Annotated in this window: 23 protein-coding genes; 10 read left to right on the top strand and 13 right to left on the bottom strand. The window is 58.6% G+C overall.

Features of this window, described 5'->3' with window-relative positions; all coding sequences use genetic code 11:
- Positions 1–8 precede the first annotated feature (8 nt).
- Positions 9–1,202, bottom strand: coding sequence for an efflux RND transporter periplasmic adaptor subunit (locus tag ACTG2S_RS08190; RefSeq protein WP_439982300.1), 1,194 nt, complete (start codon positions 1,200–1,202; stop codon positions 9–11).
- A 140-nt stretch (positions 1,203–1,342) separates the two neighbouring features.
- Between ACTG2S_RS08190 and ACTG2S_RS08185 the strand changes: the two genes are divergently transcribed.
- The 6 genes from ACTG2S_RS08185 to ACTG2S_RS08160 all read left to right on the top strand — a co-directional run bounded on the left by ACTG2S_RS08185 (position 1,343) and on the right by ACTG2S_RS08160 (position 5,346).
- Positions 1,343–1,981 (top strand): TetR family transcriptional regulator, encoded by a 639-nt coding sequence (locus tag ACTG2S_RS08185; RefSeq protein WP_368227381.1) that lies wholly within the window; start codon positions 1,343–1,345, stop codon positions 1,979–1,981.
- A 95-nt stretch (positions 1,982–2,076) separates the two neighbouring features.
- On the top strand, positions 2,077–2,628 hold the full coding sequence (locus tag ACTG2S_RS08180) for a hypothetical protein (RefSeq protein ID WP_439982298.1): 552 nt from the start codon (positions 2,077–2,079) through the stop codon (positions 2,626–2,628).
- A gap of 192 nt (positions 2,629–2,820) precedes the next feature.
- Positions 2,821–4,002 carry a dicarboxylate/amino acid:cation symporter gene (locus ACTG2S_RS08175; RefSeq protein ID WP_236293937.1) on the top strand — a complete coding sequence of 394 codons (1,182 nt, stop codon included), beginning with the start codon at positions 2,821–2,823 and terminating at the stop codon, positions 4,000–4,002.
- 223 nt (positions 4,003–4,225) lie between these two features.
- A complete protein-coding gene (locus ACTG2S_RS08170; RefSeq protein WP_204476512.1) occupies positions 4,226–4,540 on the top strand; it encodes a DUF134 domain-containing protein in 315 nt (104 codons plus the stop codon).
- The gene (locus ACTG2S_RS08165) at positions 4,537–5,118 is read left to right on the top strand and encodes a NifB/NifX family molybdenum-iron cluster-binding protein (RefSeq protein ID WP_439982295.1); all 582 of its coding nucleotides are present in this window, start codon (positions 4,537–4,539) and stop codon (positions 5,116–5,118) included. Before ACTG2S_RS08170 ends, ACTG2S_RS08165 begins: the two co-directional genes overlap by 4 nt.
- A gap of 42 nt (positions 5,119–5,160) precedes the next feature.
- Positions 5,161–5,346, top strand: a complete 186-nt coding sequence (locus ACTG2S_RS08160; protein ID WP_005338109.1) for a hypothetical protein — start codon at positions 5,161–5,163, stop codon at positions 5,344–5,346.
- Between the two features lie 163 nt (positions 5,347–5,509).
- Here the strand turns inward: ACTG2S_RS08160 and ACTG2S_RS08155 are convergent, their stop codons facing one another.
- Positions 5,510–6,634: an HD-GYP domain-containing protein gene (locus ACTG2S_RS08155; protein WP_439982293.1), complete on the bottom strand. Its 1,125-nt coding sequence runs from the start codon at positions 6,632–6,634 to the stop codon at positions 5,510–5,512.
- A 292-nt stretch (positions 6,635–6,926) separates the two neighbouring features.
- Between ACTG2S_RS08155 and rimO the strand changes: the two genes are divergently transcribed.
- Positions 6,927–8,255, top strand: a complete 1,329-nt coding sequence (gene rimO, locus ACTG2S_RS08150; RefSeq protein WP_040065937.1) for a 30S ribosomal protein S12 methylthiotransferase RimO — start codon at positions 6,927–6,929, stop codon at positions 8,253–8,255.
- A 79-nt stretch (positions 8,256–8,334) separates the two neighbouring features.
- Here rimO and ACTG2S_RS08145 read toward each other — a convergent pair whose 3' ends face one another.
- Entirely contained in the window at positions 8,335–8,916 is a 582-nt protein-coding gene (locus ACTG2S_RS08145; RefSeq protein WP_274161761.1) for a DUF1349 domain-containing protein, read from the bottom strand.
- A gap of 46 nt (positions 8,917–8,962) precedes the next feature.
- The gene (locus tag ACTG2S_RS08140) at positions 8,963–9,301 is read right to left on the bottom strand and encodes a YcgJ family protein (protein WP_201948469.1); all 339 of its coding nucleotides are present in this window, start codon (positions 9,299–9,301) and stop codon (positions 8,963–8,965) included.
- A gap of 210 nt (positions 9,302–9,511) precedes the next feature.
- Here ACTG2S_RS08140 and ACTG2S_RS08135 point away from each other — a divergent pair, with 210 nt between their 5' ends.
- On the top strand, positions 9,512–10,189 hold the full coding sequence (locus ACTG2S_RS08135; protein WP_201948472.1) for a Crp/Fnr family transcriptional regulator: 678 nt from the start codon (positions 9,512–9,514) through the stop codon (positions 10,187–10,189).
- A gap of 112 nt (positions 10,190–10,301) precedes the next feature.
- Here the strand turns inward: ACTG2S_RS08135 and tsgA are convergent, their stop codons facing one another.
- The 3 genes from tsgA to ACTG2S_RS08120 form a co-directional block, all read right to left on the bottom strand.
- Positions 10,302–11,465, bottom strand: coding sequence for an MFS transporter TsgA (gene tsgA / locus ACTG2S_RS08130; protein ID WP_201948475.1), 1,164 nt, complete (start codon positions 11,463–11,465; stop codon positions 10,302–10,304).
- Positions 11,466–11,518: 53 nt separating this feature from the next.
- Positions 11,519–12,220 carry a purine-nucleoside phosphorylase gene (gene deoD / locus ACTG2S_RS08125; protein ID WP_005303072.1) on the bottom strand — a complete coding sequence of 234 codons (702 nt, stop codon included), beginning with the start codon at positions 12,218–12,220 and terminating at the stop codon, positions 11,519–11,521.
- A gap of 286 nt (positions 12,221–12,506) precedes the next feature.
- The gene (locus tag ACTG2S_RS08120; protein ID WP_033115842.1) at positions 12,507–12,884 is read right to left on the bottom strand and encodes a hypothetical protein; all 378 of its coding nucleotides are present in this window, start codon (positions 12,882–12,884) and stop codon (positions 12,507–12,509) included.
- 578 nt (positions 12,885–13,462) lie between these two features.
- Between ACTG2S_RS08120 and ACTG2S_RS08115 the strand changes: the two genes are divergently transcribed.
- Positions 13,463–15,109, top strand: a complete 1,647-nt coding sequence (locus ACTG2S_RS08115; protein WP_201948494.1) for a hypothetical protein — start codon at positions 13,463–13,465, stop codon at positions 15,107–15,109.
- 318 nt (positions 15,110–15,427) lie between these two features.
- On the opposite strand, the gene thrC is transcribed toward ACTG2S_RS08115, so the two are convergent.
- The 4 genes from thrC to ACTG2S_RS08095 all read right to left on the bottom strand — a co-directional run bounded on the left by thrC (position 15,428) and on the right by ACTG2S_RS08095 (position 21,099).
- Positions 15,428–16,702 carry a threonine synthase gene (gene thrC, locus ACTG2S_RS08110; RefSeq protein WP_201948383.1) on the bottom strand — a complete coding sequence of 425 codons (1,275 nt, stop codon included), beginning with the start codon at positions 16,700–16,702 and terminating at the stop codon, positions 15,428–15,430.
- Positions 16,699–17,679, bottom strand: coding sequence for a homoserine kinase (gene thrB, locus ACTG2S_RS08105; protein WP_201948381.1), 981 nt, complete (start codon positions 17,677–17,679; stop codon positions 16,699–16,701). Before thrB ends, thrC begins: the two co-directional genes overlap by 4 nt.
- Before the next feature lie 2 nt (positions 17,680–17,681).
- The gene (gene thrA, locus ACTG2S_RS08100; RefSeq protein WP_439982291.1) at positions 17,682–20,141 is read right to left on the bottom strand and encodes a bifunctional aspartate kinase/homoserine dehydrogenase I; all 2,460 of its coding nucleotides are present in this window, start codon (positions 20,139–20,141) and stop codon (positions 17,682–17,684) included.
- Positions 20,142–20,391: 250 nt separating this feature from the next.
- Positions 20,392–21,099 carry a tRNA/rRNA methyltransferase gene (locus tag ACTG2S_RS08095; RefSeq protein WP_439982289.1) on the bottom strand — a complete coding sequence of 236 codons (708 nt, stop codon included), beginning with the start codon at positions 21,097–21,099 and terminating at the stop codon, positions 20,392–20,394.
- 206 nt (positions 21,100–21,305) lie between these two features.
- Between ACTG2S_RS08095 and aceK the strand changes: the two genes are divergently transcribed.
- A complete protein-coding gene (aceK, locus tag ACTG2S_RS08090; RefSeq protein WP_208736685.1) occupies positions 21,306–23,033 on the top strand; it encodes a bifunctional isocitrate dehydrogenase kinase/phosphatase in 1,728 nt (575 codons plus the stop codon).
- Between the two features lie 78 nt (positions 23,034–23,111).
- Here aceK and tesB read toward each other — a convergent pair whose 3' ends face one another.
- Both tesB and rluB read right to left on the bottom strand, forming a co-directional pair.
- Positions 23,112–23,978, bottom strand: coding sequence for an acyl-CoA thioesterase II (gene tesB, locus ACTG2S_RS08085; protein WP_042032451.1), 867 nt, complete (start codon positions 23,976–23,978; stop codon positions 23,112–23,114).
- A gap of 233 nt (positions 23,979–24,211) precedes the next feature.
- Positions 24,212–25,135 (bottom strand): 23S rRNA pseudouridine(2605) synthase RluB, encoded by a 924-nt coding sequence (rluB, locus tag ACTG2S_RS08080; RefSeq protein ID WP_005347347.1) that lies wholly within the window; start codon positions 25,133–25,135, stop codon positions 24,212–24,214.
- Positions 25,136–25,256: the final 121 nt, after the last annotated feature.

Genomic DNA, 25,256 nt, shown 5'->3' with positions numbered 1-25,256 from the left:
ACTCCATCCTACTTGTTGGCCGGGGTGTTGGACGCGGCTTGAGCAGACGCTGCATCAGCACCTTGCTCGGCGGGATTGACCACGGCGCCCGGTCGTACTTTCTGCAGGCCAGCCACGATCACCCGCTCGCCGGAGATGAGCCCTGACTCCACCACCCAGTTGCTGCCAACGACACGGCTCAGCTGCACGTTGCGCAGCTCCACCTTGTTGTCAGCGGTCACCACCATCACGGTGGCGCCGCCGTTGGGGGTGCGAGTCACCGCAGTTTGCGGCACCAACAGCCCTTGCGCCCGCTCACCCTCTTGCAGGGTCGCGCGCATGAACATGCCGGGCAGCAGCAGCTGATGAGGGTTGGGCACAATCACCCGCAGGGTCACCATGCCGGAGGTCTCATCCACGGTCACATCGGAGAACTGCAACGAGCCCTCTTCGCCGTAAGTGGAGCCATCTTCCAGCTGGAAGGTCACCTTGGCCCCTTTCTGCTCGTCCTGGGTCAGCTTGCCCTCGGCGACCAGTCGCTTGAGGCGCAGCAGATCGGCGGTGGACTGACGCACATCTACATACATGGGATCGAGCTGCTGGATGGCGGTCAGGCTGTCAGCCTGCTGGGCGGTCACCAGCGCACCCTCGGTCACCGCGGATTTACCGATGCGGCCACTGATGGGGGCGGTGATGCGGGTGTAACCGAGATTGATCTCGGCAGTACGCAAAGCCGCCTTGCTCGCCATGATCTCCGCCTTGGCCTGCTTCCAGCTGGCGTCGGCGTCGTCATAGTCCTGACGGCTGATGGATTTGACCTTAAGCAGCTCCTGATAGCGCTGGGCCTTGAGGCGGGCACTCTGCTCGTTGGCCTCGGCCTTGGCCAGATTGGCTTTGGCGCTGGCGACTGCCGCCTGATAGACAGCCGGATCGATCTGATAGAGCAGATCGCCCGCCTTCACATCGCTTCCCTCGGTAAAGAGGCGCTTGAGGATGATGCCGCTCACCTGCGGACGCACTTCGGCCACCCGCAACGGGGCGCTGCGGCCGGTCAACTCGGTGGTCAACATCAGCGGACCGCTCTGCAGAGTCACCACGTTGACCGCCGCGGGGGGCATGCCGCCCTGTCCCTGGGGTACACCCCCCTTGTCACCACAACCTGCCAGCAAGCCTGTAGCCAGCAAGGCAAGACCAACTGAACGAGCAAGAATATGTTTATGCATGAAACACCTGAGCCTTTGCCAGTCAATGAACAATCAGGGCCGCATGGGCCCTGTTGGTAAATAGTCGAAAGATGAGGCAATATACATACATTCATAAATGTATGTAAGTGACTTTTTGCTTGCATGAGGCACAAATTTCGATGGCCAGACGAACCAAAGAAGAGGCGCAGCAAACCCGCTGCCACATCATGAGCACGGCGCTGGATCTGTTCTGCTCCCAGGGCCTGGCCAAGACCAGCCTGACCGACATCGCCAAAGCGGCAGACCTGACCCGCGGGGCCATCTATTGGCACTTCAAGAACAAGGATGAACTCTTCATTTCGCTCTGGCAGGAGCTCTGCAGCCCCCTCGCCCATCAGCTCGACGCCTGCCTCAACCCAGATGAGCCGGATCCGCTGGGGCAACTGCGCCTCTTCTTCGAAGGGGTGCTCCACAGCTTCATTCACAATCCGGCCCAGCGGCAGATGTTCACCATCCTGTTCAATCTCGAATCGCTGGAGGGGGAAGCCATCTCACTACGCGAACATATCCGCAGCCAGTCCGCCAACTTCTTCCGGGATCTGGAGACCACCCTGGCCAATGCGGTACGGCGGGGCCAACTGCCCGCCAACCTCAACCTGCAGCGCGCCGCCACCCTGCTCCACTGCACTCTGGATGGCTACATCATCAACTGGCTCCACTTTCCGGGGCGGATCGACCTGCAGGGCGAATCCGCCTTTATGATAGAGAGCATGTTCACCATGCTGGCCCAGCCCCACGGGCCTGCCTGCGTCCGCTAACCGGCTCCGGCAACTTCATCACATCCAAATCGGGGCGCTTTGGCAGTCAGGCCCCGATTTGTTACCCTGTGCGCCCCCTGCTTGAGGTAACCCCTGTGCCACACTCTGACGCCATCCCCGCTTCCCGGCCATTTAACGACCAGCACGCCCACGCTCGAGCTGCCTTTGTGGCGCACCTCAAACCCGGTGCTCACCTGCTCAATGGTCAGTGCGGTACGGGGGGGGCTCTGTGTTGGCTGCGTGCAGAAGGGTATGTGGTCACCGCCTGTGAAGCTGTGCTGGCCGACGCCAGAGTCGCCTCGCAGCAATCCGGACAAGCAGTGCGGGTCTGCTCGCTGGCGAAGATGCACTCGGTGCTCCCTTACGATGGCATCTGGCTGAGCCGCCCGCTTGATGACGACGTGGCCACCCTTGTCCCCCTGTTGCAACAGCTGGCGACCCTGCTCAAAGCGGGCGCTCCGCTCTGCTTCCCCCTGCCGCCAAGCGGCAAGATAAGTCACGCTCAGCTACAACAACTGGTCACCACATCCGGGATAGCGCTGCAACTGGCGCCGATGGAAACCGTATCAGCCAGTACGTCAGATTCCTCAAATCAACACGCCAGCCAGTACGTTATGTTGCTGCGTGGCGATCATCAGGCCACCTAACGGGCTAATTCATCACGGATTTTCCCATTCAACACCAAGCCGACAGCTAGTCGGCGATCTTGGCTTTCGACAATATTTAACTCGGCGTTAACGCAGAAAAGGCAGACATAACACGGCTTACGTGTTAAAAAGTTTGATTAATATCAAAATTTAATAACAAAACAGACAATACAACCAACTCCGGATTTCCTTATGAAACTTGTCCTGAAACTCATTGCTGGCATCCTTGCCGGTCTCTTGCTCGGTCTCTACGCCCCAGAGTGGGTGGCGCGCGTGCTGTTTACGGCCAAGACAGTGATAGGTCAGCTGATCACCTTCACCATTCCGCTCATCATTCTGTTCTTTATCATGAGCGGTATCGCCAGCCTGCCGAAAAACTCCGGCAAGCTGCTGGGCAAAACCGTGGCCCTCTCCTACTGCTCCACCATTCTGGCGGGGCTGTTCGCCTTTACCGTGGCGAGCCACCTGATCCCGCAGTTCACCACCGCTGCCGAGCCCACCACGGCCACGGCTATCAAGCTTGCCTCCTACGTCAATCTGGAGATCCCGCCGCTGTTTGGCGTGATGTCGGCACTGGCCGCCGCCTTTGTGTTCGGCATCGGCATCAGCGCCACCCAGGCCACCGATCTGCGCCGGGTCGCCGATCAGGGTCGTGACATCATCGACCGCCTGCTGGCCAAGGTGATCATCCCGCTGCTGCCGTTCTATATCGCCGGGGTCTTTGTCGAGATGACGGTAGAAGGCACCGTGTTCGCCACCCTGAAAACCTTCGGCGTGGTGCTGGTGATGGCGATCCTGATGCACTGGATCTGGCTCTCCGTACTGTTCGTGGGTACCGGTCTGGCCCTTGGCCGCTCACCGGCCCAGCTCATCAAGAACATGCTGCCGGCCTACTTCACCGCGCTGGGTACCATGTCGAGCGCCGCCACCATTCCGGTTGCCCTGCAATCGAGCAAGAACAACGGGGTGAGCGACGGCATCGCCAACTTTACCGTGCCGCTGTGCGCCACCATTCACCTCTGTGGCTCCACCATTACCCTGGTCACCTGTGCCACCGCGGTGATGTTCCTCTCCGAGCATCTGGCCATTCCGGGCATCGAGACCATGCTCCCCTTCATCATGATGCTGGGGGTGATCATGATCGCCGCCCCGGGCGCCCCGGGTGGTGGCGTGATGTCGGCGCTGGGCCTGCTCACCTCCATGCTCGGTTTCGGTGAAGCCTCCATCGCCCTGATGATCGCCCTCTATCTGGCGCAAGACAGCTTCGGCACCGCCTGCAACGTCACCGGTGACGGCGTGATTGCCCTGTGGGCGGATCGCTTCGCCAAAGGTAGCGAGAGCGCAGCTCCAGTGGCCGAGGCCGAACAGGCGTAAGCTCGCCGGGATAGCCCGACCATCCTCTGCAAAACCGCAGGCCCGAACCATGTTCGGGCCTGCGTCGTTTCTGCCCCCTTCACTGCTTTTGTTAGTATTCCTCCTCCCCCTCTTTACCCCTCTCTGCCGTGAACAGCACTGGCGCTACCCTCTGCATCAGACAAAATTATTGGCATATGCTACATATGAGCGTATAAATGGCTTATGCCAATTAGGAGCCACCATGCCAAGACCCAAGATTGCCCGCCAGATCTGTGGCCGCCCCGCCAACAGCTGCTTCAAACCCAACGGCCGCCCCATGCATCAGCTGGAACAGGTCACGCTGGCCCCTGACGAGTTCGAGGCATTGCGCCTCGTCGACCTTCAAGGAATGCAGCAGCAGGAGGCCGCCCTGGTGATGGGGGTCTCCCGCCAGACCCTGGCCAATATCCTGAAAAAAGGGCGTTGCAAGGTGGTGGAGTGTCTGAGTCTGGGCAAGGCATTGATGATGCAACCCGCCGAGCCCGACCACCCAACCAGTGGAGAAGAGCCGACATGAATGCTGTCACAACCATGACCACCACCCTCTGCAACAGCGCCATGATGCTGAGTCAGGGGTTGCTGGCTGGCCACTTTACCCGAGCCAAGCAGCTGCAAATTCTTAACCCCGAAGGGAACGTTATCGCCACCCTGGCTAACCCGGCCGCCGCCGAAGGCTGCCACGGCAAGCAAGCGCTGCTCGACGCCCTCGCCCACTATCAGGTGGGTCAGGTGGTGGTGCGCAATATCGGCGAGCGAATGCTGGGGCGCCTGCTGGCAGCCAATATCCGGGTGCTGCAGTGTCGCTCTGCCCGCCTGCCGCTGCCCGCACTGCTGGCCCCCGCCAATCTGCAACCTCTCACCGAGGCAAGTCAGGGGCGTCCGTCTCGCCGTCATCAGAGCAAGGCGACTATCCGTGCCATCCAGCCCCTCGGCACAGGCCACAGCCATGCGAATTGTCACGGTGGTTGCAACAGTGGCGCCAATCACTGTTGCGCCAGTAGTGGCAATCAGGCAGAGAGCTCACGACAAGGCCATACTTGTTGCCACGGCAGTGAAGGCGCCAACCAGCAGGGCGGTTGCTGCCATCATCACTGATGCCATCGCGGTGCATGTCATCACCATCAAGGAGAAGAGATCATGTCCATCTGGTTGTTGAGCCTGCTCGCCTCGTTCGTGTTGATCCTGGCCATGGGCACCATCATCTGGTGGCGCCAATACCAGCTTGCCCAGAAGCGGGAAGATAAAGAGGTGCGTCCCTGTGGCTGCTCCAGCGCCTGCGCGGATCACCTCTACCAGATCAGCGAGCCGACGCCCAAAAAGTAACCTGACCGCAGCCGCCCTAGCCACAGATAGAAGGTCGGCAAAATAAGAGCGCGTGGAATCGAGAGACGCATAAAAGAGAGGGGGCACCTGCTGGTGCCCCCTCTCTATTTACTCCTCGTCATGCTTGAACCGCCACTTTGCCCCTTACGCGCATCACACGCGCTCAACCCGGCTCGGCGCCGCTGGGCGCCACACTCGCAGAGCAGGCCGGATCCTGATACTGCTGATAGATGGCATAAAACTCGGTCTTGTTGTGCAGGGCTGCGGCGACACAAGCGGGATCAAACTGGCTGCCGGCATGCTCCTCCAGATAGGCAAACGCCGTCTCGAACGGCCAGGCCTTCTTGTAGGGGCGCTCGCTGGTCAAAGCATCAAACACATCGGCCACCGTCACGATGCGCGCCGCCAGCGGGATCGCCTCCCCCGCCAGCCCCAGCGGATAGCCTGTACCGTCGAAACGCTCGTGATGGCTGGCGATGATATTGGTCAGCATGTCAGTGTGATGAATGCCATCGAGACCAAACTCGTTGATCATCAGGCTGATCATCTCCCGCCCCTTGCCGGGGTGGATCTTCATGATCTCGAACTCTTCCGGCGTCAGCTTGCCCGGCTTGAGCAAAATGGCATCCGGCACCGCGATCTTGCCGATGTCGTGCAGCTCGGAGAAGAGGTAGATAAACTCCACCTCCTCATCGCTCAGCCCGCTGGTCGGGGCAAGCGTCTTGGCGATCAGCCGGGAGTAGGCCGACATCCGGTGCAGATGGTTGGCGGTCTCCTCATCTCGATAGCGACTGAACTCCCGCGCCGTGGTCAGCGCGCCGCCAAGGGTCTGGATGGAGAAAAACTCCACCGCAATGATGGCCGAGAGCGCCTGGGCATAGGCCGATAGCTCGCTGCGGATCGGCTCCTCGAAGTATCCCGGCTCCATGGCATCGCAAAACAGAAAACCAAACAGCTTGCTGTTGAACAGCAGCGGCTCGGTATAGCTGGAGGCATAACCCGCCTCCAGTACCTTGCGGCTGTGCTCCGACGCAGAGCCACGCAGGGCATCCAGATTGCCGAGCACCCGGGGCTGCTTGTGCTCCGCCAGATAACTCAGGGAGGGAACATCGCTCAGCTTCACCTCATATTGCACCAGTGGCGAGGGCCCCTCTGTGCTGTGGGCAAAGGTCTTGAGCTGATCGGTATGGGGATCGTAAATCGCGATGGCCACCCGACTCAGCTTGTCAAAGCGCTGCCTGAGCGTGGCGTGTACGCTTTGCATTTTTTCGCCAAATGAACTTTCCATCGCCTTCTCCAACGGGACCCCGTGATGGAAGTATAGTGACTCCCTTTGACGCTCTCCCCGCCACAGCGTCAAAATTGACAGAAAAATCAACAAAGCAGCTTCCCCACAACAAGCCCGCATGGCAGAGGCAATAGCCCTACCCAGGGCGCGCCATCAACGGCTGTAGGTGCGGCCCAATCTTGCTTGGTCGGAGATATTGTTCGGTTCTGCCATGCTGGCTGTATAGTTTTTGGTTAACCATTCCGGTAAAATCCGCGCCCTTAAAGAAGAGCCACCTAAGAGTGATTGAGCGATGTCCAACACAAAACAGGCCCCCAAAGTAGGATTCGTCTCCTTGGGTTGCCCCAAAAACCTGGTCGATTCAGAACGCATCCTGACCCAGCTGCGTACCGAAGGGTACGATGTGGTGCCCAGCTATGACGATGCCGAGCTGGTCGTCGTCAACACCTGCGGCTTTATCGACAGCGCGGTGCAAGAGTCGCTGGAAGCGATCGGCGAAGCGCTGGCCGAGAACGGCAAGGTGATCGTCACCGGTTGCCTCGGCGCCAAAGAGAATCAGATCCGCGAGATCCACCCCAAGGTGCTCGAGATCACCGGCCCCCACGCCTATGAAGAGGTGCTGGGTCACGTCCACAAATATGTGGAGAAGCCGCAGCACAACCCCTTCACCAGTCTGGTACCGGCCCATGGCGTCAAGCTGACCCCGCGCCACTACGCCTATCTGAAGATTTCCGAAGGGTGCAACCACCGCTGCACCTTCTGCATCATCCCCTCCATGCGCGGGGATCTGGTGAGCCGCCCCATCGGCGACGTGCTGGCCGAAGCCAAGCGCCTGAAAGAGGCAGGCGTGAAGGAGCTGCTGGTGATCTCCCAGGACACCTCCGCCTACGGCGTCGATGTGAAGCACCGCACCGGTTTCTACGACGGCATGCCGGTCAAGACCAGCATGGTCGCCCTGTGCGAAGAGCTGGCCAAGCTCGATATCTGGGTGCGCCTGCACTACGTCTACCCCTACCCGCACGTAGATGACGTCATCCCGCTGATGCGTGATGGCAAGGTACTGCCCTACCTCGATATTCCGCTGCAGCACGCCAGCCCACGCATCCTGAAACTGATGAAGCGCCCGGGTACTGTCGAGCGCACTCTGGAGCGGATCCAGAAGTGGCGCGAGATCTGCCCGCAGATCACCCTGCGCTCCACCTTTATCGTTGGCTTCCCGGGCGAGACCGAGGAAGATTTCCAGATGCTGCTGGACTTTATCGACAAGGCGGAGCTGGATCGGGTCGGCTGCTTCAAATACAGCCCGGTCGAAGGGGCGCTGGCCAACGAGCTGCCGGATCCGGTACCGGAAGAGATTCAGGAAGAGCGCTTCCAGCGCTTTATGGAGCTGCAACAGCAGGTCTCCATCCGCAAGCTGGCCCGAAAAGTGGGTCAGGAGCTGACCGTTATCATCGACGAAGTGGACGAAGAGGGCGCCACCGGCCGCTCCTTCGCCGATGCACCGGAGATCGATGGTCTGGTCTACCTCAACGGCGAAACCGGCCTCAAACCGGGCGACATGGTCAAGGTACGGATCGACGAATCCGACGAATATGACCTGTGGGCCAGCCTGATCAGCTAATTGAGGCTCTACCAGCCAAATAAAAAAGCGCCTTCGGGCGCTTTTTTATTGGCTCAATGTCGCAGGCAAAACCGCTGGCCTAGCTCAGGTCATGCAGCGCCTTGCCAAGGGGCGGCGTGAGGCGCAAATCAGAGAAGTGCACCGCCAGCCCCTGCCGCTCCGGTGTGCAGCACATCACCCCGATAAAGCAACTCTCGCTTGGCGGAAACGGGGCGAGGCGCAGCAGCGGCCACACCTTGCCATCGGTGGAGTATTGCAGGCGCAGACAGTCCGCCAGCCGGGTCAGCCGCAGCCAGAAGCGGCGCGGATTGCCGGTAAAAATACCGGTAGCCCAGTCAGAGCGCGGATTGGTCAACACGCTGCCGATCATCGGCTGATCGTCGTTGTACTCGATCCCCGCCTTGAGCCAGTGCGCTTCGTCTTGCAGCAGCATCAGCCCCGCCTGATCGTAGAGGGTGGTGAACTCCCCCTCGACGCAGACCTGAAAGGTAAACTCACCCGCCACCTCGCAGCCATAGACATGGCCGCTGTGGCGCTCGAAGCCATACCAGGTGCTGCGCCAAAAATCGGTCTGCTGGTCTGTCACCACCTGCAAGCCATCGCTAGTCTGGCGCCACTCGGCAGGCTCATTGAGCCAGCGCCACTGCGTCCCTTCCATCATCTCGTTCAACTCCTGTTGTCTCGCCAACTTGCCAGCCGCGACCCGCTTACTTGCCCTGCTTGAAGAGGATGGCGGTGAAGTGGCTCTCTTTGGTGCGCGGGAAGTAGCGATCCTTGTAGCACTGCTGCTCACTGCTCTCGCAATGCACCCCGTTGCTCAGGGTGTAGCTGCCAGGGTCGGCCCCCTGCAGGTTCTTCTGCAAACGGCTGGCCGCCTGCTCCCCGAGATGGGCGCGGGTCAGGCCGATGGAGATCCCCTGCGGGTCGGCGCAATAGCCGCCCTTCTTGTCGCACACCACCTTGGCGGCGGGAGAGAAAACGGCCGGAGCCGCGTGAACGCCCCCGATTAGCAGCAGCGCCACCAGCACAGCCGAGCGTCTGAACATTTTGCTACCTTGATAAACCTTGCAAATCAGGGCGTTAATTTATCACTCCGCCCCCGTGTTAGCCAATTGCCAGCCGCCCCATAAGCCGGTTGCAGTGCAAAGCCCACATGGAGGATTGGCGCCAACCGGGCCGCCACCGCCGCGAGGCTGGCTTATCGGGGGGCGAACATGTGTAATAGCCGCCTGTACAAGTCAGTCAAAGAGTCCGCCATGCAACTCAAACCCCTTCTCAAGGGGCGCTTTCAGCCCCACTGGCAGGCCAGCCACGATCTTATCGAACAGGTGGTCATCTCCTGCGTCACGGAGCGGCGCCTGATCCCCGAGGGGGAACCCCTGATGCGTCAGGGGGAGCTATTGCGGGATCTGGTGCTGGTGCCGGGCGGGCGCATCGCCATGGGCCACACCGCCATGAATGGTCGCCGCTTTCAGCTCGGCACCCTTGAGTGCGACAACCAGCTGTTTGGCGAGATGGAGTTCTTCACCGGCTACCGCTGCCAGCTCGACATCATCGCCGAGGAGCCGCTGGAAGTGGCCCGCATCGATGGCGAGCAGCTGGAACAGGCGCTGGTCGCCCACCCCAAGGTGGCGCTCTTCTTTGCCACCGCCATTGCCATCGACTATCAGGACACGGTGGATATCTTCACCTGCCGCATGCTCTACCCCATCAGCTACAACATCGCCCTCGACCTCTATCACAGCCACTGCCACGACAACCCGGTGAGCGGCTTTCGCAAGGGGTATCAGGAGGCGGAACGCTTCGGCACCACGGACAGGGTCTACCGGCGGGCGGTGAAAGATCTGATGGACAAGGGACTGGTGGAGCGCGGCGAGGAGGGGTTGCAGATCCGCGATCTGGCGGGGCTCAAGGCCTTTCTGGAGCAGCCATAAATCGCGGGTATCAGTCGCCGCCTGAACAGCAACAAGCGGAACAGCAACAAGCGGAACAGCAACAAAAAAGAGGGGCGGTCGATACCGCCCCTCTTGCTGTTTACTCTCCCGCTCAGGCCAGACAAGGCTGGGGCCGGGCCATGCGCAGCGACGCCACCAGCATGGCGAGGATCACGCCGTAGATAAGCGGGATGGCGTACATCACCGCCTGCAGGCCGATCACCTGCTCGAACAGGGCGCTGATGGCCGGGCTGAACATGGCCCCCGCGCTGCCGCTGATGAGGATATAGGAGACGTTCTTGCTCGACGCCTGACGCACAAACGACACCCCGTAGGCGATAAAGGCGTTGTAGAGCGCCGCGCAAACAAAGCCGTAACCGTAGGTGAGGTAAGGCAGCTGGCTCAGGTTGTCAGTGGTGACGATAAGCGCCGTCATCCCCATCGCCAGCGTGATGATCACCAAGAGGAAGGTGCGGATCGCAACGCGGGTCACGATAGCGGTCGAGACCAGCGCGCCGAGCAGGGCCGCCGTCCAGTACTGGGTGATGATATTGCCCGCCTCCTCGAAGGGGATGCCGAACTTGTTCTTCACGAACATGGGCGCCCAGGTGAGGAAGGTGTAGAGCGCCAGCATGCCGAGAAAGAGCCCAAGCCCGCCGCTGATGATGCCGAGGTTCCACTCCGAGTGCTCGTTGCCAGCGCTCTCGCCGCCCGCCTCGCAGCTGCGGAAGTTGGTCAGCACCGCCACCAGCATGGTCGCCAGCGCCACCACACCCACCGCCAGATAGCTCCAGCTCCACGCCATGGCGTGAGTCAGGGTGTAGGTAGTGATAAGCGGGAAGACCACCCCAGCCACGTTGAAGGTGGCATCCTGCACCACCAGCATGGTGCTCTGCATTCGCGCCTGCCAGACGCTCACCACCAGCGTCCCCGCAATGCAGAGCCCCACCCCGCCGCACAGGCCGATCACCGTCATGGCCGTCATCACCACATAGAGCGAGCCGGTCAGATGGAGCGAGGCCGCCGCCAGCGCGATCAGGCCATAGCAGAGCAGCGTCATCCGCTTGAGGCCCACCTTCTCGATGAGGAAGAAGGCGGCAATGGTGCCCGCCAGTGCCCCGCCGTTCAGCAGGGAGAAGATGGAGGCCACCTGATTGACGTCGGCGCCGAACTTGGCGGCGATGGGGTCAATCAGCATGCCGAACTGGGTCGCAAAACCGGCCATCACGAAGTTGGCTAGGAAGCTGATGGCAGTGAGGGAGAGCTTATTGTTCATATTGGATCTCTCATAAGGTCAGGGTGCGTGTAGGGTTGGGCGGGCTGCGGCGCTTACAGCGCGGTGTGCAGCGCCAGCTCGATCATCTGGTTGAAGGAGAGTTGCCGCTCCTCGGCAGTAGTCTCTTCACCGGTCAGACAGTGGTCGGAGACGGTCAGGATGGCGAGCGCCTCGATCCCCTGCTGATGGGCCAGCCCGTAGAGACCGGCCACCTCCATGTCGATGCCGAGCACGCCGAACTTCTCCAGCGCCGGAATGAGGTTTTCGTCCGGATCGTAATAGAGGTCGCCGGTGAAGATATTGCCCACCTTGACCGGAATCGCCTTCTCCTGCGCCTTGGTAAAGGCCTTGTGTAGCAGAGCGAAGTCGGCCGACGTGGCCATCTGGTAACCGGCGCTGCGCTTGGCGTTGGTCGGGGAGTCGGTGCCCGCCGCCTGCGCCAGAATCACGTCACGCATCTGCACGTGGCGCTGGGTCGCACCCAGACTGCCGATACGGATGATCCGCTTGACCCCGAAGTCGTTCACCAGCTCGTGTGCATAAAGCACCATGGAGGGGATCCCCATGCCGTGGCCCATCACCGAGATGCGCTGGCCGTTGTAGTAGCCGGTGTAGCCCAGCATATTGCGTACATTGGTCACCTCGCGCGCATCGGTCAGAAAGGTCTCGGCGATATAGCGGGCCCGCAGCGGATCTCCCGGCATGATGACGGTCTCGGCGAAATCGCCCGGGTTGGCATTGATATGAGCGGTCATTATTGTTGTGCTCCAGTTTGACTCGTGTGGATGAGGGCATCCTAGCCCCCGCCCCCTCGCCCCTTGCAGGACAAAAGTCCTGTTGCCCCGATCGAGATCCCAGTTCCGGCAACTTCTCCGGGGCCACCCCGCTTGCCCGCCTTCGCAGCCGTTTGTCCGCCCCGCACAATCCAACCCCTGCCCTTGCTGCAAGCTCGCATCACCCGCTTAGCGATAACGCCCCTGCGCCCCAAAAAGCGCGGGGAGCCTGATGGCCCCCCGCAAACACACCGGATGAGAAAATACCTTACTTGGCGGCGCTATCCTTCACGCACTTCTGGACAAAGCTGTTCTTGGCCGCGCCAGCCAGCTTCTTGTCGGCCGCCGCCTTCTCGCACTTGGCCGCCGGATCCACCGCCGCGCCCGTCTTCACGCACTTCTGGATAAAGCTGTTCTTGGCCGCACCGGCCAGCTTCTTGTCGGCTGCCGCCTTCTCGCACTCGCCGGTCGCCGCGCCAGCGGCATCTTTCACACACTTGCCGACAAAGCTGGTCTTGGCGGCGCCGTTAAGCTTTTTGGCTGCGGCCTGCGCCTCGCACTGCAACTGGGCCGTGTCGTTGGCAAAGACCGGATTGGCCAGCAGCACGCTGCCGCAGAGCAGGCCGAACAGGATGGTACGCTTCATGGGAGATCTCCTCTCTATCTGGTGATGTGTTTGCATGGTCATATTGGCATGACGATGTGTTGCAAATGGCTGTGATTGCAACAGCTGATTGTTGCCGCAGATCCCCCGCCTCGCCAACTTGGGACACGGAGCACAGGGCAACCATCGCCCGCACTATAGCGCCGATTGCCAGAGTGAGATTGCCCCCTCCCAGCCTTCTCCAACGGCAAGCACGCCACCCTATTCCCACCCACGCCCACCAACACCAATAGAATCAAGGACCATGGGAATCCCGCCTCCAGCTACCCCCTTTTATTGAGCCAGCGCAAAAAATCAGTCATTACTGACACTTACGTCACTTTTTGACTGGTATGGCCAGATTCGATTGGCTTAACATAGCCATCCGGTGCCTATTCATCCGTGATGGGCTGCTGCCCTCGCTGGTTAATGGAGCATTTTGGAAGCTGTAATCTGGGACGGTAATATTTATTTACATTGATACAACTTTGGCCTAAAAAATAACATTGTAGATAAAAAGACATTAATAAATTATATGTCTTGTCACATTGAAAATATTAATGGTTTGGAAAAATAAAAACATGAAAACAAATGAATACTTATCTTCAGCATTAGAGAAGTTACATAGCAAAAATGATGATTTTATCATTTTCGGTATGACGGGCAGAACTGGAAGTGGTTGTACTTATGCATCAGAAATGCTTTCCAAAGAAAAAATTGAACATTCTTTGTTCTCTGGCACGCAGCCGCAAGATAACATACAAAGAAAGCAACGTATTTTAATTCAACACTACAATAAAAACTGGCAAGCATTTATCCACCTCAAAGTAACATCCATACTGACACAGATGCTTTTAGATATAGACAATGAAGCTACAATCAAGGATTTTTTGAAGGCCCAAGATTATATCAGAAATTCTGATGTCGATTTCATCATCGATCAGCTGGTGTTTTATAAAAATGAAAAAACAAAATGTAACACCAGTAAATTATACACTGAAATCTTACCTGCCATTACTAACAAAATCAAACAATCAATTGAAGACGTAAGTTTTATAAAGCTTTATCAACTTCTAGGTAAAAACGCTCGAAGATCTGGTTGTGTAACTGATAGCAAAATTAAAAATGGCATGTTTTTTACTGTTGCGGAAAAAATAAAAATCGCTTTATCAAACTTAAGAAAAGAGGATAAAGAAAATAGGAAGAATACATACATAGTAATCGATGCGATTAGAAATCCTCTTGAAGCCAGCTATTTTCAAGAACGCTATTCATCATTCTATTTAATAGCTATTTCATGCTCTGAAGCTACAAGATCCAGCAGATTGAAAGCCAAAGGTCTATCGCAAGAAAGCATAGATAACATTGATAAAAATGAATACTCTAGCTTGGATATAGATGATGAAAGAAGCTTTACAGATCAAGATATTCAAGGTTGTCTCCAGAAGGCAGACATATATATAAATAGTGGTGATGAAAGCGAAGTAAGCATCGGAAATCAATTAATTAAATTTGTATGCTTGGCACAAAAACCAGGCATTATAACTCCAAGTGCAGAAGAACGCTGTATGCAAATAGCTTATACAGCAAAACTAAATTCTGGATGTTTATCTAGAAAAGTTGGCGCTGTAATCACCAAAAACAACTATTCGATCAAGGCTGTAGGTTGGAATGACACCCCTTATGGACAAGTTCCCTGTAATCTTCGCTCTATGGGGGACTTAAAAAATGATACAGACCAAGATGCATATAGCCCATTTGAAAGAAACAATTCTACGTTCAAGGAACGAATTTCTACAAGAAGCGTAAAATTTCAACGCGCTGAGCAAAAAGGATACAACATATCTTTCTGTTTCAAATCAGAATACAATTCAATTAAGAAAGATAAAAATCAAGTTCACACAAGATCTCTACATGCTGAAGAAAATGCTTTCTTACAGTTATCAAAAGATGGGGGGACAGGTATAGAAGGAGGATTTCTTTTTACAACTGCAAGTCCATGTGAACTATGTGCAAAAAAAGCGTATCAATTAGGTATTAAAAGGATTTTTTATATTGATCCCTATCCAGGAATATCATTCGAACACATTCTGTCAGCAGGTCGTACAGATTTACAACCTCACATGAAGTTGTTTCATGGTGCTATTGGTAGAGCCTTTCACAATCTCTACAATCCTATTTCATCGTATAAGGATGAACTAAATGCGCTAGCAGAAACAGATGAATAATACACTAAAGGTTTTTTAATAAAGTACTAGCACATCTAACTTGATTAGTTTAAGAAAATGGAAAAACCTCCCCACTATTTTGTGGGGACGTCTTCGTTATTGATTAACTCTTCCCAAACCAATATTCCCTTTCAATCCACACTCAGGTAGCAAATCAGGGGGAATAGGAAACCAGCAGCTGGTACGAATGGTGAACCACATGGTTGCACGGCTTATCGACCCCCAATAAAACCTGATTGACCTTTCCCTATCCAGAAAATAAAAATCCCCCGTTACCGGGGAGATTTTTATTTCTATCGGTTATCTCAGCTAGGCAGCTTAACCCACCAAAAATGCCCTTAACCGGGCAAACTCCGCAGGCAAATTAACGGAGAGCAGCGGCAGCTCGGCGTGCTTGGCCAGAGGGCCGGGCAGCGGCACATCGAGACTCAGGATCTCGTCCACCGACTCCTTGAACTTGGCGGGATGGGCGGTGCAGAGGAACACCCCCACTTCATCCTCGGCAAGCTGTTCGCCCAGCAGATCCCAGGCAATGGCGCCGTGGGGTTCACAGAGGTAATCCAGCTGGTGCAGCCGTTTCAGCGCATCGCGAGTCTGGGCGTCGTCACGCATACCAGAACCCAGGGTCTCCAGCGCCCAGCCCTTGCGACGGCAGAGCTCTTCTACCCGTGGCCAGTTGTTGGGGCGGCTCACATCCATGGCGTTCGACAGGGTGGCCACTGTCTGACGCGGTTCCCACTGACCGGTTTTCAGGTAGCGCGGCACGGTATCGTTGGCGTTGGTGGCGGCGATAAAGCGCTTCACCGGCAGCCCCAGCGCCTTGGCGATGAGGCCCGCAGTGAGGTTGCCAAAGTTGCCAGACGGCACGCTGATCACCGCCTTGGCGCGATCGGCTTTCGGCAACTGGGCCACCGCTTCGAAGTAGTAGCAAACCTGCGCCAGCAGACGGCTGATATTGATGGAGTTGGCGGAGTTGAGGCCAATGGCCTTTTTCAGCGCCTCGTCGTCAAAGGCCTGTTTTACCAGCGCCTGACAGGCATCGAAGTCGCCGTCGATGGCGATGGTGCGGATATTGCCGCCGAGGGTGCAGAAGAGCTTCTCCTGCAAGGGGCTGATCTTGCCCTTGGGATAGAGGATAACCACCTCGATCCCCTCCAGCCCATAGAAGGCGTGGGCCACGGCGGCGCCGGTGTCGCCGGAGGTGGCGGTGAGGATGGTGATCTTGTCGTTGGTTCTAAAGGCCGCGAGGCACTGGGCCATAAAGCGGCCACCGAAATCCTTGAACGCCAGAGTCGGGCCGTGGAACAGCTCAAGGGCGTAAGTGCCGTCTTTCAATTTGACCAGCGGCGCTGGGAAGGTGAAGGCGGCGTTGATAAGCTCGCTGACCTTGGCGCCGGGCACTTCGTCCCCCAGCAGGTGGCTCAGGATGCGGGCAGAGCGTTCGGCCAGCGGCAGATCGAGCAGGGCATCCACATCGGCGAGCGGTTCGAGTTGTTCGGGGAAGAAGAGCCCCTGTTCGCGACCCAAGCCCTGACGCACCGCCTGCGCGAAGCTCACCTGTTCGCTGTTGTCCTTGATGTTGTAGAGATTCATAGCTCGCTTCCTGTTACCCGTGCCCCGGCCATGTCCAATTTGCAGACCCGGGCAAATCCATCTTCGTTCTGCACGAAATGTGCTTCCATCCAATCCTTCATCCGCTCGGCCTGCGCCAGATCCTTCATCACCACAAACACGGTGGGGCCGGAGCCGGAGATGCCGGTAGCGAGCGCCCCGTTCTGGGCCGCCTGCGCCCGCACCTCGGCAAAGCCTTCGATCAGCGCCGCGCGGTAGGGTTCGGCAATCACGTCTTTCAAGACGCTCGCCGCCAATCCCTCCTGCCCTGTGTAGCTGGCGTGGACAAAGGCAGCCAAGCGGCGACCATAGGTGAGGCAATCCTGACGGCGATATTGGGCCGGCAGAATGGCGCGGGCCGCGGCGGTCGAGACCACGGTACCCGGGTAACAGACCACCCAGTACCACTGATCGAACACCGGAATACCCTGACTGATAACGCCGTGCTCTTCCAGCACCAGCTGCATGCCGCCCAGATAACAGGGGGCTACGTTGTCGTAGTGAACGGAGCCGGAGATCTTGCCTTCCATCTCCCCCATCAGCAGCAGCATGTCGTGCTCGTTGAGCGGCTCGCCGTGGAAGGCGTTGAGCCCTTCAAGGGCCGCCACCACGCTACAGGCGCTGGAACCCAGACCCGAGCCGACCGGCAGGTTCTTCTCCAGCACCATTTCGAGCGGCTTGAGTTTAAGGCCGCGCTTCTCCAGCGCCTCGCCATAGGCGACCCAGCAGTCATGGAGGATATTCTTTTTCGGATCGTCCGGCAGCTTGTGGGCGTAGCGGCCCACGGATGAGAGGGCGAACGGCACGTCAGCCGCTTTTACCTGCACCCGATCGCCGAGCAGAGAGCCATCCACGGGGGCGAGCGCCGCCCCCAGTACATCGAATCCCACGCTCAGGTTGGCGCTGGAGGCGGGCGCGTAGGCGACGACGCTACTGCTCTGGTACATGTCTGAACTCATGCTTACAACTCCTGCTTCCAGTTCTGGGTGCGCAGCACGTCGGCAAAGACGCCCGCCGCAGTCACTTCGGTACCGGCGCCGTAGCCGCGCAGCACCAGCGGGATCGGCTGGTAGTAGGTGGAGAAGAAGGCGAGCGCGTTCTCCCCGTCTTTGACCTTGAACAGCGGCTCGTCGCCACCGACCGCCTTGATGGCGACCTTGCACTTGCCACCCTCGATGGAACCTACATAGCGCAGCACCTTGCCTTCACGCTGGGCGGCGGCGAACTGGTCGCGGAACCAGCCATCGGCTTCGGGCAGGCGGGCCATAAAGGCTTCCACGTCGCCGCTCACGTCAAAGCCGGGCGGCAGTGCCTGCTCCACTTCCACATCGGAGAGCTCCAGCGCCATGCCGGCTTCACGAGCCAGAATGAGCAGCTTGCGCGCCACATCCATGCCGTTGAGATCGTCGCGGGGATCCGGCTCGGTAAAGCCGTTGCTGCGAGCAATCTTGGTGGCTTCAGAGAAGGCCATCCCTTCATCCAGCTTGCCGAAGATAAAGGAGAGGGAGCCGGACAGAATGCCGTCGAAGGCACGCAGCTTGTCACCGGCCTTGATGAGGTTCTGCAGGTTCTCGATAACCGGCAGACCAGCCCCCACGTTGGTTTCATAGAGGAACTTGCGGCGAGTCTGGCGGGCGGTGCGGCGCAGCGCCTTGTAGTAATCGAGCGAACCGGTGTTGGCCTTCTTGTTCGGGGTGACCACATGGAAACCGGCGGCGAGGAAGTCGGCATACTGGACGGCTACTGCCTCGGAGGAGGTGCAGTCGACGATCACCGGGTTGATGATGTGGCTATCTTCCACCAGCTTTTTCACCCCTTCCAGCGAGAAGCTGTCGCGGGCTTCCACCAGCTGTTCACGCCAGTTGGCGAGGTTCAGGCCATCCTTGTTGACCGCCATCTGGCGGCTGTTGGCGATGCCGACCACGCGAAGGCCAGTGCCCTGCTCGGCCAGTACCGGTTGCTGGCGGGCAATCTGATCCACCAGCGCGGCACCAACGCCGCCAACCCCGACCACAAAGAGATCGATAAACTGCTGACTGCCAAAGAAGTTCTGGTGACACGCCTTGATGGCTTCCGCCACCTTGCGATCCCGCACCACCGCCGAGATGGAGCGCTCGCTCGACCCCTGCGCAATGGCGACGATATTGATGGAGGCTTGCGCCAGCGAAGTAAAGAAGCGGGCTGCCATCCCTTTGCTGGTGCGCATGCCGTCACCGATCAGGGAGATGATCGCCAGATCGCTGATGATATCCAGCGGCTCCAGCAGCTGGTTTTTGAATTCGAGCTCGAACTCGCGCTCCAGCACCTTGCGGGTCTTCTCCTGGTCGTAGCTGTGGATACAGAAGCTGACGCTGTACTCGGAAGAGGACTGGGTGATCAGCACGATACTGACCCCGGCGCGGGAGACGGCTGAGAAGATGCGACCGGCCATGCCGACCATCCCCTTCATGCCGGGACCGGAGACGTTGAACATGCACATACCGGAGAGATCCGAGATGGCCTTCACTTTCAGGTCATCATCGCCGCTCTCCGGGCCGATCAGGGTGCCCGGCCCCTGCGGGTTGAAGCTGTTCTTGATGAGGCAGGGAATATGGAACTGGGCCACCGGCGCGATGGTTTTCGGGTGCAGCACCTTGGCGCCGAAGTAGGAGAGCTCCATCGCCTCCTTGTAGGAGAGGGTTTTCAGCAGATAGGCATCCGGTACCAGACGGGGGTCACAGCTGTAGCAGCCTTCGACGTCAGTCCAGATCTCGCAGCACTCGGCATCGACGCAGGCAGCCAGCACGGCGGCGGAGTAGTCGGAGCCGTTACGACCCAGCAGCACGGTCTCGCCCTTGTCGCTGCCACCGGTAAAGCCCGGCATCAGGTAAAGACAGTCGCTACGCAGCCCCTTGGCGGCAAAGCGCAGGCGGGAGGCTTCGATGTCGACATGGGCTTCCAGATAGCCGCCGTCGGTGACCAGCAGCTCTTCCGGTATGATCAGCTCCAGATCCAGACCGCGTACCCGCAGCAGCTCGTGCATAAAGGCGATGGAGAGGTTCTCGCCACGGCTCAGGATGCGCGCCTGCACGTTGTCCGGGCAGAGGCCCAGCAGACGGATGCCCTGCATCAGCCGCTCCACCTGATCCAGTTCGCTGGTGAGGCGGGCCAGCAGCGCCTTGTCATCGAGCGCCGGATAGGCCGCCTTCAACCCGGCCAGCAGGCGGGAGAAGATGCCATTGACTTCAAACAGGGTGGAACTGGCATCCATGCCGCGACTGGTCTGCTCCACCAGCGCCACCAGATGATTGGTCACCTTGGCAGGAGCAGACAGCACCAGGGCTACCTGAGATTGGCCGTGGGTGTTGACCGCGATATCGGCCACCCGTAAAAAACGTTCTGCATCGGCCAGTGAAGACCCGCCAAATTTCAACACTCTCATCGCTTTCTCTCCCTGTAAATCTATGAAATTCAATCTAAAAACCAATCCAACAAAAAGGCCCGTACTGGGTGGGTACGGGCCTTTTTTGATTTCTGTGCTTGTTCGTCAGCGCATCAACCGGCCCCAGTGCCACCTGTGGTGGTACCGGTAATAATGGTGGTGGTGATGACGTTGGTGAATAACTGCATGACGAACACTCGTTGACGAAGCTGGCTTTTAGCAATACCGCGGCTGGCGATGGGCTGTCAACTTAAACCTCTTTGCCAAGTTTGCGCGCAAGGTCTTTGCAGAGCAGGTGGAGCATGTTCAAATCCCGCTGCGGCAGCATGGGTACCCGGTCCATCACCCATTGATGTAGTTTTTCATCCTGCGAAACCCCGAGTTCACCAAGCAATTCTGCTGTTTTGCTTTTCAGCACACGAACCTGCCCGGTGTTATCAAAATTTTCTGCTACCGCAGTGGCGCCGTCGGCGTTCAGCTCATCCATCAGCTGACTCATCTCGTAGGCGTAGAGCATGATCGCCTGCCCCAGATTGAGAGACGGGTAGCTCACCTTGAGGGGCAGATAGCTGATGAGATCGACCTCGGCCAGCTGCTCGTTGGAGAGCCCCGACTCCTCGCAGCCAAAGACGATGGCGACCTTGTTGAGTGAAGGCTTGCTGCGGATCTGCTCGCGGATCTCCCCCGGCGTGAGGTAGTGCTGGTAACGGCCGCGCTCACGGGCGGTGGTGGCGATCACCAGATCCATGTCGGCCAGCGCCTCGGGCAAAGTCTCGAACGCCTCGGCCTGAGTCAGGATATCCTGGGCGCCGTGGGCCACCCAGCTCGCCTCCTCCTCTTCGTGTACCCGGCTCGCCACCAGTCGCATGGCATCAAAGCCCATGGTTTTCATGGCGCGGGCGGCGGCGCCGACGTTGGCGGGGCGGGCGGGTGCCACCAGGACAAAATAGAGCTTCATCGGGTTTCCTCACAGGCCGGACGGCCTCTCAAACAGACGGCAAACAGTCGCTAAACCATCGCCAAAACAGGGGCGCAATCTACCGTTTATCCGCGAAAATTGCCACTTGAACAGACGTTTCAATGTTGCCATAGTGGCCTGACGCACGCCTTTTTTGCGCCCGTTTTCCGGCGCATTCGGTCCGAAGAATCACAAGGAAGAGAGAGATGCAGCAGCCATTGGAACAGGCCGTCGCCGAGACCATCTTGCAACGGTTCGAGTCGTTTTACAGCCGGTTTCTCGAGATCACTCGCGGCAGCAAGAGCCGCTTCGAGAACAGTGACTGGCTGGGAGTGCAGCTGGCGGGGCGCGAGCGCATTCGCCTCTATGACCACCATGTGGGGGCCACCGCCAGCTCCATCCGCCAGATGATGGGAGAGCACCACGCCACCCAGGAGCTGCTCAAGCGGGTCAAGGGGGCCTTTAGCGATCTGCTGCCCAAGTGCGAGAACTTCGAGGTGGCGGAGTCCTTCTTCAACTCCGTCTATCGCCGGATCTTTCGCCATCGCAACATCCGCGACGAGAACCTCTATATCCACCCCTTCGTCAGCCGTGGCGACAAGCCAGATCTCAGCGCATTGCTGCGCATCTATCGCACCGATCTGGCCCACCTGCCGCAGACCCTGAGCCAGCTTTTGGGGGATTACAGCTTCACCCTCCCCTACGAGGACAAGCAGCGGGATATTGTCGACATCCACCGCCATCTTGCCGAGAACGGCCCGCAAATCCTCCATGATGAACCCTTTGCCATCGAGCTATTGAAAGAGGTGTTCTACCGCAACAAGGGGGCCTATCTGGTGGGGCTTATTCGGGTAAAGGAGCAGGTATTCCCCTTTATCCTGCCCCTACTCAGCACCGGCCAGAGCATCTATGTGGACACCGTCATCTTCGAGCCGGATCTCGCCTCCATCGTCTTTGGCTTCGCCCGCGCCTACTTTATGGTTTATGCCCGTGAACCGGCGCTGTTTGTCGCCTTTCTGCGCCAAATCATGCCCCACAAGCCCGATTACGAGATCTACAACGCCATCGGCTGCCAGAAACACGGCAAGACCGAGCTCTATCGCCACTACCGCCACCATCTGGCCCAGAGTCGGGATCAGTTCATCATCGCGCCGGGCATCAAGGGGATGGTGATGAGCGTGTTTACCCTCCCCTCCTACGATGTGGTGTTCAAGGTGATCAAGGACGAGTTCACCCCGCCCAAGGAGGTGAGCCACGAGCAGGTCAAAGAGAAGTACCGGCTGGTCAAACAGCATGATCGGGTTGGCCGCATGGCCGATACCCAGGAGTTCACCAACTTCGAGTTTCCGCTGGATCGCATCTCGCCCGAACTCCTTGCCGAACTCAAGACGGTGGCGCCGTCGGCCCTCACCATCACGGATGACAAGCTGGTGATCAAGCACCTCTACACCGAGCGCAAGATGATCCCGCTCAACCTCTATCTGGACAAGGCGGACGAACAGCAGACCCGCCTCGCGCTGGAGGAGTACGGCAACGCCATCAAGCAGCTGGCGGCGGCCAACATCTTCCCGGGGGACATGCTGTTCAAGAACTTCGGCGTCACCCGCCATGGCCGGGTGGTCTTCTACGACTACGACGAGATCTGCTACATGACGGAGTGCAACTTCCGCCAGATCCCGCCGCCGCGCTACCCCGAGGATGAGTGGAGCGCCGAGCCCTGGTACTCGGTGGCCCCCAACGACATCTTCCCCGAGGAGTTCGCCACCTTCCTGCTGCAAAAGCCGCAGGTGCGGGAGATCATGTTGCAACTGCACAAGGAGATGTTCGACGCCAACTACTGGAAGATGCTGCAGAGCAATATCAAGGTGGGAGTGTTCGAGGATGTCTACCCCTACCGGCGCAAGAAGCGCTTCAAATACCAGCGCGGCGGCTGATCCCGCTGGCCCAGCGCAAATGGCAGCAACGAAAACGGGGTGGCCCAAGCCACCCCGTTTTGCTATCCGCTTTGCGCCTTAACTGCCGCGACGGCGGATCACCCCCTCCTGCATGGTGCTCGCCACCAGCACACCATCGCGGGTGAAGAACTGGCCGCGAACCAGACCGCGACCGCTGCTGGCGCTCGGGCTGTCTACCACGTAGAGCAGCCAGTCGTCGAAGCGGAAATCCCGGTGGAACCACATGGAGTGATCGATGGTGGCCACCTGCATATCCGGCTCCCAGTACGACACCCCGTGCGGCTGCAGCGAGGTGAGCAGGAAGTTGAAGTCGGAGGCGTAGGCCAGCAGGTATTTGTGCACCCGCAGATCGTCCGGCATCTGGCCATTGGCCTTGAACCAGACGTGACGCACCGGGTCCTGCACCGTCGGCCGAATAGGGTCGACCAGGGTCACCGGGCGCATCTCGATGGGCTGCTCGCAGAGGATCTTGTCCCGCAGGGAGGCCGGGATCAGGTTCTCGTAGGGGCGCACCAGCTCCAGCTCGCTCTTGAGCTCCTCCGGCGGGGTGATGCCGGTCGGCATCTGCGCCTGATGCTCGAAGCCATCGGCCGGCACCTGAAACGAGGCGTTGAGATAGAAGATGGGCTTGCCGCCCTGAATCGCCTTGACCCGGCGGGTGGAGACGGTCTGGCCGTCACGGATATTCTCCACGTCATAGACGATGGGACGGGTCACATCCCCCGGACGCAGGAAGTAGGAGTGAAAACTGTGAACCTGACGGCCGGTCTCGACCGTCTGCTTGGCGGCTGACAAGGCCTGCCCCATTACCTGTCCGCCAAACACGGCCCGCAGACCGAGATCCTGGCTCTGGCCCCGAAACAGGCCCTCCTCGATTTTTTCCAGCGCCAGCAACGCCAGCAGCCCATCAAGTACCTTGCTCATTGTTCACTCCTCTGTCAGAGCCGCACAGGCTAACAAGCTCACCGGAGCAGAGCAACCTCGGCCACGTCTTAGCGGGCAAGCTGACGACAGAAATGCCCCCTCAATTTCTCACCAGCCACCCTTTTACCAGCCAAGGGGCGCTGATACAAAAAAGCCCGCACCAGTTGGTGCGGGCCTTTGCTTGGCCGACTGTGCGCTATTTGACGGCGCGCAGTTCGCAACAGGCTATCGGCTTACTTGCTGCCGGTACCTGAGTTGCGGGTAGAGGCTTGCGGCTTGCGACGGGCGGTGGTGGCGCGAGCGCGCGGCTCTTTGCCCTGCATCTCTTTGTGACGCTGCACGGCGCGACGGATCTGGGCGGCCTGCTTGTGACGGCTGGTTTTGCCATCCTGCTGCAGATCGACCTTGGATTCGGTCTCCGGCGGCAGGTTGACCAGACCGCGCAGGTAGTTCACTTCCGGCAGTTTCAGCTCTTGCCAGCCGCCGCGCGGGATACCGCGATCCAGCTTGACGTCACCGTAGCGGATCCGCATCAGGCGGCTCACCTGCACTTCCTGGGATTCCCACAGGCGGCGCACTTCACGGTTTCGACCTTCGGTCAGGGTGACGTTGAACCACTGGTTCAGACCCTCACCGCCAGCCGGTTTGATCTTGTTGAACTTGGCAGTGCCATCTTCCAGCTGCACGCCCTTGCGCAGACGCTGCAGCATGGCTTCGGTGATTTCGCCAAAGACACGTACCGCGTATTCCCGCTCCACTTCGTGGCTCGGGTGCATCAGACGGTTGGCCAGCTCACCATCGGTGGTGAACAGCAGCAGACCGGAGGTGTTGACGTCGAGGCGGCCGACCGCGATCCAGCGGGCACCTTCCATCTTGGGCAGACGATCAAACACGGTGGGACGACCTTCCGGATCGTGACGGGTACACATCTCCCCTTCCGGCTTGTGGTAAGCCAGTACGCGGCAGATCACTTCCTCTGCGGCACGGGTCTTGACCTGGTGACCATCCACCCGGATCACGGCGTTCACTTCGACGCGATCCCCCAGTGTGGCGACCTTGCCATCCACACTGACCCGACCTGCGGTGATCAGGGCCTCCATCTCACGACGGGAGCCGTGACCCGCGCGGGCCAACACTTTTTGCAGTTTTTCACTCATCGGGGTTACCTGATTGTTGATCGCTGCCCACTGGTAAAAGGGGCAACGGGGTTAACTGTAACAAACGTCGGTTGGAGCGTTTGCCACAGTTGAAAAATGTATATCTCGGTGAAATCGGCAC

The organism is Aeromonas sp. 82P, from assembly GCF_051919365.1.
GTDB lineage: Bacteria > Pseudomonadota > Gammaproteobacteria > Enterobacterales > Aeromonadaceae > Aeromonas > Aeromonas veronii.
This window is presented reverse-complemented; position numbering and strand designations above follow the sequence as displayed.